Genomic DNA, 6,021 nt, shown 5'->3' on the forward strand with positions numbered 1-6,021 from the left:
CGGCGGCCTCGGGGGGCCGCGGGCGCGTGCGACGTCCAGCCCCACGGCCCTCGGCCGGGCCGGGGCCCGAGGCTCCTGAGCGTCCGGCCAGGCCGGCCCGTCTGGCGCGGTTGGTGTCGGTCCGTGGCCTGGTGTTCACGGTCGTGGTCCTGGTGGGGTTCACGTTGCTGTTCCCCACGGTGCGCGCGTACCTGTCGCAGCGGGCCGAGCTGGAGGGCCTGGCTGCCGAGGTCGAGGCCGCCGAGGCGCGGGAGCGGGACCTGGAGGCCGAGCTGCGACGGTGGGACGACCCCGCGTTCGTGCAGGCCCAGGCGCGGTCCCGGCTGTCGTTCGTGTTCCCGGGCCAGACGGCGTTCCGGGTGATCGACCCCGAGGTCGTGCCCGACGAGGACCCGCTCGAACCGCTGCCCAGCGGTGCGGGGCCGCACCTGCCGGACGGTGAGGACGGTGGGCCGTGGTACGCCACGGTGTGGGAGTCGGTGCGCCTGGCGGGCGAGGTCGACTCCGTTCTGGAGCAGGAGGCGTCACCGTCAGGTGCCGGCGACGAGGAAGGATCCTGATGTGACTGCACGCTCGACGGTGAGCGAGGACGACCTGCGGTGCGTGGCCGAGCAGCTCGGTCGGCCACCGCGGGGGGTGGTGGGTGTGGCGGCCCGCTGCGTGTGCGGGCGGCCGACGGTGGTGCGGACCGCGCCGCGCCTGCCGGACGGGACCCCGTTCCCCACGACGTACTACCTGACCCACCCGGGTGCGGTCGCGGCGGTCTCGACGCTGGAGGCCTCGGGTGTGATGCGGGAGATGACCGACCGGCTGGGTCAGGACCCGGACCTGGCCACCCGGTACCGCGCGGCGCACGAGCACTACCTGGCTCAGCGTCACGAGCTCGGTGAGGTTCCTGAGATCGACGGGATCTCGGCGGGCGGGATGCCGACGCGCGTCAAGTGCCTGCACGTGCTGACGGGGCACGCCCTCGCGGCCGGGCCCGGCGTCAACCCGCTGGGCGACGAGGCCCTCGCCCTGATCGCAGACCGGTGGCGGCCGGGCAGGTGCACCTGTGCGGCCCTGCCGCAGGAGTCCGCGTCGCAGGTACCTTGACCGGGTGACCCATGGGATGGCCCACCGCGCGACACGCGGCGTGACCGGGTGAGGCGGTCGGGGCGGATCGCGCTGATGGCGGCGTTCCCGGTGATGATGACGGGCGCGCTGGGGGCCGTGATGGGGGTCGACCTCGCGGACTCGCGCCGCGTCGCCGGCGTGACCGAGGACGTGCGGGGCGTCGGACTGCCGGCCCCGATGGAGCTGGACCTCGGCCTGGAGGCGTGCACCATGTGGGACGGGGTGCTGTGCGGGTGGGCTGATGGGCCGGCAGGCGAGGCCGCAGGGGCCGTGGCCGCCCGGCTGCGCGATGCGGGCACGGGGATGGGTGCGGTGAGCTGCGGGGCGCAGGTCGCGGGGCAGACCTCCTCCTCGTGGTCGGCGCCCGACTGCGCTGCTCAAGGCCCTGACCTCCGTAGGCGTGGTGAGGCGCACCTGGAGGTCACGGCGTCGGACACGGTGCCCGGGCTGGGTGTGCCCCGAGGGCGCACCCTGGTGACGGTCCGCTGGTCGGCGGCGGCGCTCGAGCCTCGGCATCGTGAGCGTCTCGCGCTGCCCGCGTGGTCCGCGGCGGAGTTCGGGGACGTCGGGGTGGGGCTCGTGGACGTGGCGCCCGCCCTCCCTGAGCGTTGGGGCGACCTGCCCGACGAGAGCTTCGCAGGGATCGCTCTGTACACCGGCGACCTGGACGTGGAGGGGCTCGGGGACGACGTGGACGCCGTGGTGGCGGCGCTGGTCCTGGAGATGACGGCGCACGGTTTCGAGGTGACGGGTGGCTCTGTCGAGGGGGGTGTGGACGTGGTGGGTTCGCGCCTGCTGGACCGCTGGGCCGGCCCGCACGTGGTGGTGGGCGCGACGGTGACGGCGGACGGTGTGGAGGGGCGCGTCCGGATCCTGTGAACCGCGGGCCTGGTGGTCGGGAACGGTGGTGACGGGTGGCAGGCTTGCCCCCATGACTCGTGTGGCTGCCATCGACTGCGGAACCAACTCGATCCGGCTCCTGGTGGCCGACGTGGACCTCTCGTCGGGGTCCCTGGTGGACCTCACCAGGCGCATGGAGGTCGTCCGCCTGGGGCAGGGCGTGGACCGCACCGGACGCATCGCCCCCGAGGCACTGGAGCGCACGCTGGAGGCGGCCGGACGGTACGCGCGCGTGTGCGAGGAGCTGGGCGTCGAACGGCTGCGGTTCGTCGCGACGTCGGCGTCCCGCGACGCGGAGAACCGCCAGGACTTCGTCGACGGCGTGCACGCCGCGCTGGGTGTGGAGCCCGAGGTGATCGGCGGCGAGGAGGAGGCCCGGCTGTCGTTCCGGGGCGCCACGGGCGTCCTGGCGGGGCGGCACCCCGGCCCGTTCCTGGTCGTGGACCTGGGTGGAGGGTCGACCGAGCTGGTCCTGGGGGAGGGCGAGCCGGAGGCGGCGTGGTCCATGGACGTGGGCTGCGTGCGCATGACGGAGCGCCACCTGCGGTCCGACCCTCCCACCCCGGACGAGGTCGCAGGTGCCCGTGCCGACGTCCGGGCGGCGCTGGACCAGGCGTCCGCCGTGGTCCCGTTCGGGCGGGCCGCGACGCTGGTCGGGCTGGCCGGGTCGGTGACCACGGTGACCGCGCACGCCCTGGGGCTGACCCGGTACGAGCCGGAGCGGATCGACGGCGCAGTGCTGCCGGTCCAGGCCGTGCTGACCAGCTGTGAGGACCTGCTGGCGCGTGACCGTGAGGCCCGGGCGTCGCTCGGGTTCATGCACCCCGGACGGGTCGACGTCATCGGTGCGGGGGCCCTGGTGTGGTCCGAGGTCGTGGCCCGCGTGCAGCGGGACGTCGCGGCCGCCGGCGGCAGCCTGGACGAGGTCGTGACCTCCGAGCACGACATCCTCGACGGGATCGCCTGGAGCGCCGCCGAGCGCGCCTGACCGGTGCCGCACGAAAAGGATCCACCCCGGTGCCGCCCGCTACGACCACTGGCAGCTGCCGCCCGGGTCCAGGAGCAGGGCGGCGTGGCTCCATGACGGACCCGCACCCCCGCACCGGCCAGGCGTTCAGCTCCCCGGTGCCCGTGGGGTCCGGTTGGCCGGGCGACCCCGCCGACGGACCTGGGGCACCTGGACGCACGGTCGAGCGTGTGCCGGGCGTGCCCGCGCCGGGAGCCGTGACGCCGCGGACGGCCAGACCCTGGCGGGCGGCCGGGGGAGGGGGTGTGCCGGAGATCACGTCCACCGACTGAGCCGCGGCTTGTGAACGCTTTCACAGGCTCCTACCGTTTCTATCTGTGACAGAACGCGCCCCCCGCCCCCGTGCCGTCCCCCGCATCGTGATCCTCGGCGGGGGGTACGTCGGCTTCTACACGGCGCTGCGCCTGCGCCGCCGGATGGGCAAGCGCGAGGCGGCGATCGTCATCGTGGACCCGCGGTCGTACATGACCTACCAGCCGTTCCTGCCCGAGGCGGCGGCCGGGTCCCTGGAGCCCCGGCACGTGGTGGTCTCCCACCGCCGCGAGCTCAAGGGCGTCGACACCCTCACCGGGCGCGTGGAGGAGATCCGGCACGCCGAGCGCACCGTGCGGATCGCCCCTGCCGAGGGCCTGGCGTACGAGATCACCTACGACCACCTCGTGGTGGCGCTCGGGTCGGTGGCCCGGACCCTGCCGATCCCGGGCCTGGCGGACGAGGCGATCGGGTTCAAGCAGGTGGAGGAGGCCATCGCCCTGCGGAACCACGTCCTGACCAAGCTGGACCAGGCGGCGTCCACGTGGGACCCGGTCGCACGACGCCGGATGCTGACGTTCACGTTCGTGGGTGGGGGGTTCGCCGGCATCGAGGCGATCGCCGAGGTCGAGGACATGGCCCGGGACGTGGTGCGCTACTACGACTCGATCAGCCCTGAGGACCTGCGGTTCGTGATGATCGAGGGGTCTGCCCGGATCCTTCCCGAGCTCGGCGAGGAGATGGGCGGCTACGCCCTGGAGCAGCTGCGCAGGCGCGGCATCGAGGTGCACCTGTCGACCTTCCTGAGCTCCTGCGTCGACGGTCACGTGGTGACGTCCACGGGCGTGGAGTTCGACTCGGGGACGATCGTCTGGACGGCCGGCGTGCGCGCCAACCCGGTGCTCGCCTCGAGCGACCTGCCCCTGGACCCGATGGGCCGGGTCAACGCCCTGCCCACCCTGCAGGTCGCGACCGAGGACGGCCAGGTGGTCGACGGGGCGTGGACGGCGGGGGACTGCGCCGCGGTGCCCGACCTGGCGAACCCGGGCCAGTTCTGCTCCCCGAGCGCCCAGCATGCCGTGCGCCAGGCCAGGCACCTGGGTGACAACCTCGCCCGCCACCTGCGCAGTGCCGAGCCGGAGGACTACCGCCACAAGCACGTCGGAACGGTGGCGTCCCTGGGTCTGGGCAAGGGTGTGGCTCAGGTCTACGGGGTGAAGCTGCGCGGCTGGCCCGCCTGGTTCATGCACCGCACGTACCACATGGCGCAGATGCCGACGCTGAACCGCAAGGTCAGGATCGTCCTGGACTGGACGCTGGCGTTGTTCTTCCGACGTGAGCTCGTCGCACTGGGACGGTTGCACGACCCGCGCGCCGACTTCCGTGACGCGTCCTCCGGGGGGCCCCACGCCAAGGGCACGCGCAAGCCCGCGGACAAGGGCGTCGGCACCCCGGTCTGAGGGGAGGGGCCGCGACGGCCCGCCTGGCAGGATGAGGTCACCCCCGTAGCCCAACGGGTAGAGGCAGCCGGCTTAAACCCGGCCCAGTGCGGGTTCGAGTCCCGTCGGGGGTACGCGACGCGCGCGCTCTGCTCGCCGGCCGCCGGCGCCGCCGGCGAGCCTTCGGTCACCTCTACCGGGGCCCGACGCGTCCTCGGACGGCCCGCGTCCACCCCCGACGCTCGTAGATCACGACGACGTAACGATTGCTGTCGGGCGTGACGGACGGTCGCGACCGGTCGGGGCCGGCGTGTAGAGGCCTGCTGCCGTGGTAGCGCTTGCACCGATTGGTCCGTTTCAGTGAACACCCAGGTGGCAGGCCTGCGGCGGTTCTTGCCCGGTCCAGTGGGCCGGGGTCTGCGAAAGTTTGCGGGCGGTCCACCGGCGCGGACGGGGCGTGGACACGGGTGGTCTGACCACATAACGTGCTATTGATTCCCCACACCAGGCCACCCTGGCCCGCAAAGGAGCGTTGATGAGACGGCCCAAAGTGTTCGAAATTTTCGGCGTAGGGGTTGCAGCCACTGCGCTGATCGCCGCCCCCGCTGCCGGCGCCGCCCCCGCGCCGACCGTGGTGGCTGCCCCCGACGGCGTCCTGCACTCGATCGACTTCGAGGACGGCGCCGACTGGTCCCCCTGGACCCGCAGCGGTGAACCCGAGCTCGAGGTCATCGAGCTCGACGGCAACGGCGTCCTGCACGTCGGTGACCGCGGTGAGAACTACGACGGCATCGAGCTGGCGACCGACGGGCTCGAGGGTGAGCTCACGGTGAGCCTCGACCTGATGCTCGCCGAGGGGACGCCCGAGGTCGAGGCCGGTCTCGTCACCGTTCCCGGCTACACGCACCGTGGTGCCCAGGTCGTCGGTGACGACGAGTGGACCACCGTGACCGCGACCTTCGAGGCTCCGGCGGAGAAGGTGTACATCGGCACCGCGGACATCGCGGACGTCGACGCGTACGACTACTACGTCGACAACATCGTCGTCACCCTCGCCGCGCCCTCGGACGAGGCGCCCGGCGACGGCGACGCCCCTGCCCCCGCGCCCGGGGAGAACGTGGTCATCCACGAGACCGGCTTCGAGGCCGGGACGGACGGCTGGTTCGGCCGCGGCGACGCCGAGGTCGAGGTGACGGACGCCGAGGCGCACGAGGGCGACTCGAGCCTGCACGTGACGAACCGGTCGGCCGACTGGCACGGCGCGGCGATGAACCTGTTCCCCCTGGT

General features: G+C 73.2%; 6 protein-coding genes and 1 tRNA gene. All 7 read left to right on the plus strand.

The features are described 5' to 3' along the window. Positions 1-560 (plus strand): FtsB family cell division protein (locus tag N869_RS12185; RefSeq protein WP_232229719.1); only part of this gene is annotated, 560 nt, incomplete at its 5' end. A gap of 1 nt (position 561) precedes the next feature. Then, positions 562-1,095: a DUF501 domain-containing protein gene (locus tag N869_RS12190; protein WP_156968523.1), complete on the plus strand. Its 534-nt coding sequence runs from the start codon at positions 562-564 to the stop codon at positions 1,093-1,095. Positions 1,096-1,143: 48 nt separating this feature from the next. Then, complete coding sequence (locus tag N869_RS12195) at positions 1,144-1,995, plus strand: hypothetical protein (protein WP_198026066.1); 852 nt, start codon at positions 1,144-1,146, stop codon at positions 1,993-1,995. 52 nt (positions 1,996-2,047) lie between these two features. Then, complete coding sequence (locus tag N869_RS12200) at positions 2,048-3,004, plus strand: Ppx/GppA phosphatase family protein (RefSeq protein ID WP_035062101.1); 957 nt, start codon at positions 2,048-2,050, stop codon at positions 3,002-3,004. Positions 3,005-3,360: 356 nt separating this feature from the next. Beyond that, positions 3,361-4,755, plus strand: coding sequence for an NAD(P)/FAD-dependent oxidoreductase (locus tag N869_RS12210; RefSeq protein WP_052105504.1), 1,395 nt, complete (start codon positions 3,361-3,363; stop codon positions 4,753-4,755). A 39-nt stretch (positions 4,756-4,794) separates the two neighbouring features. After that, a tRNA-Leu gene (locus N869_RS12215) sits at positions 4,795-4,868 on the plus strand. A gap of 401 nt (positions 4,869-5,269) precedes the next feature. After that, a partial coding sequence (locus N869_RS12220; RefSeq protein ID WP_156968524.1) for a carbohydrate binding domain-containing protein occupies positions 5,270-6,021 on the plus strand: 752 nt, incomplete at its 3' end.

The sequence above is a fragment of the Cellulomonas bogoriensis 69B4 = DSM 16987 genome (assembly GCF_000767165.1).
Taxonomy (GTDB): domain Bacteria; phylum Actinomycetota; class Actinomycetes; order Actinomycetales; family Cellulomonadaceae; genus Actinotalea; species Actinotalea bogoriensis.

Coding starts and splice junctions, on each gene's coding strand:
- N869_RS12200 (WP_035062101.1), top strand. CDS start 2,048: ATGACTCGTGTGGCTGCCATCGACTGCGGAACCAACTCGATCCGGCTC.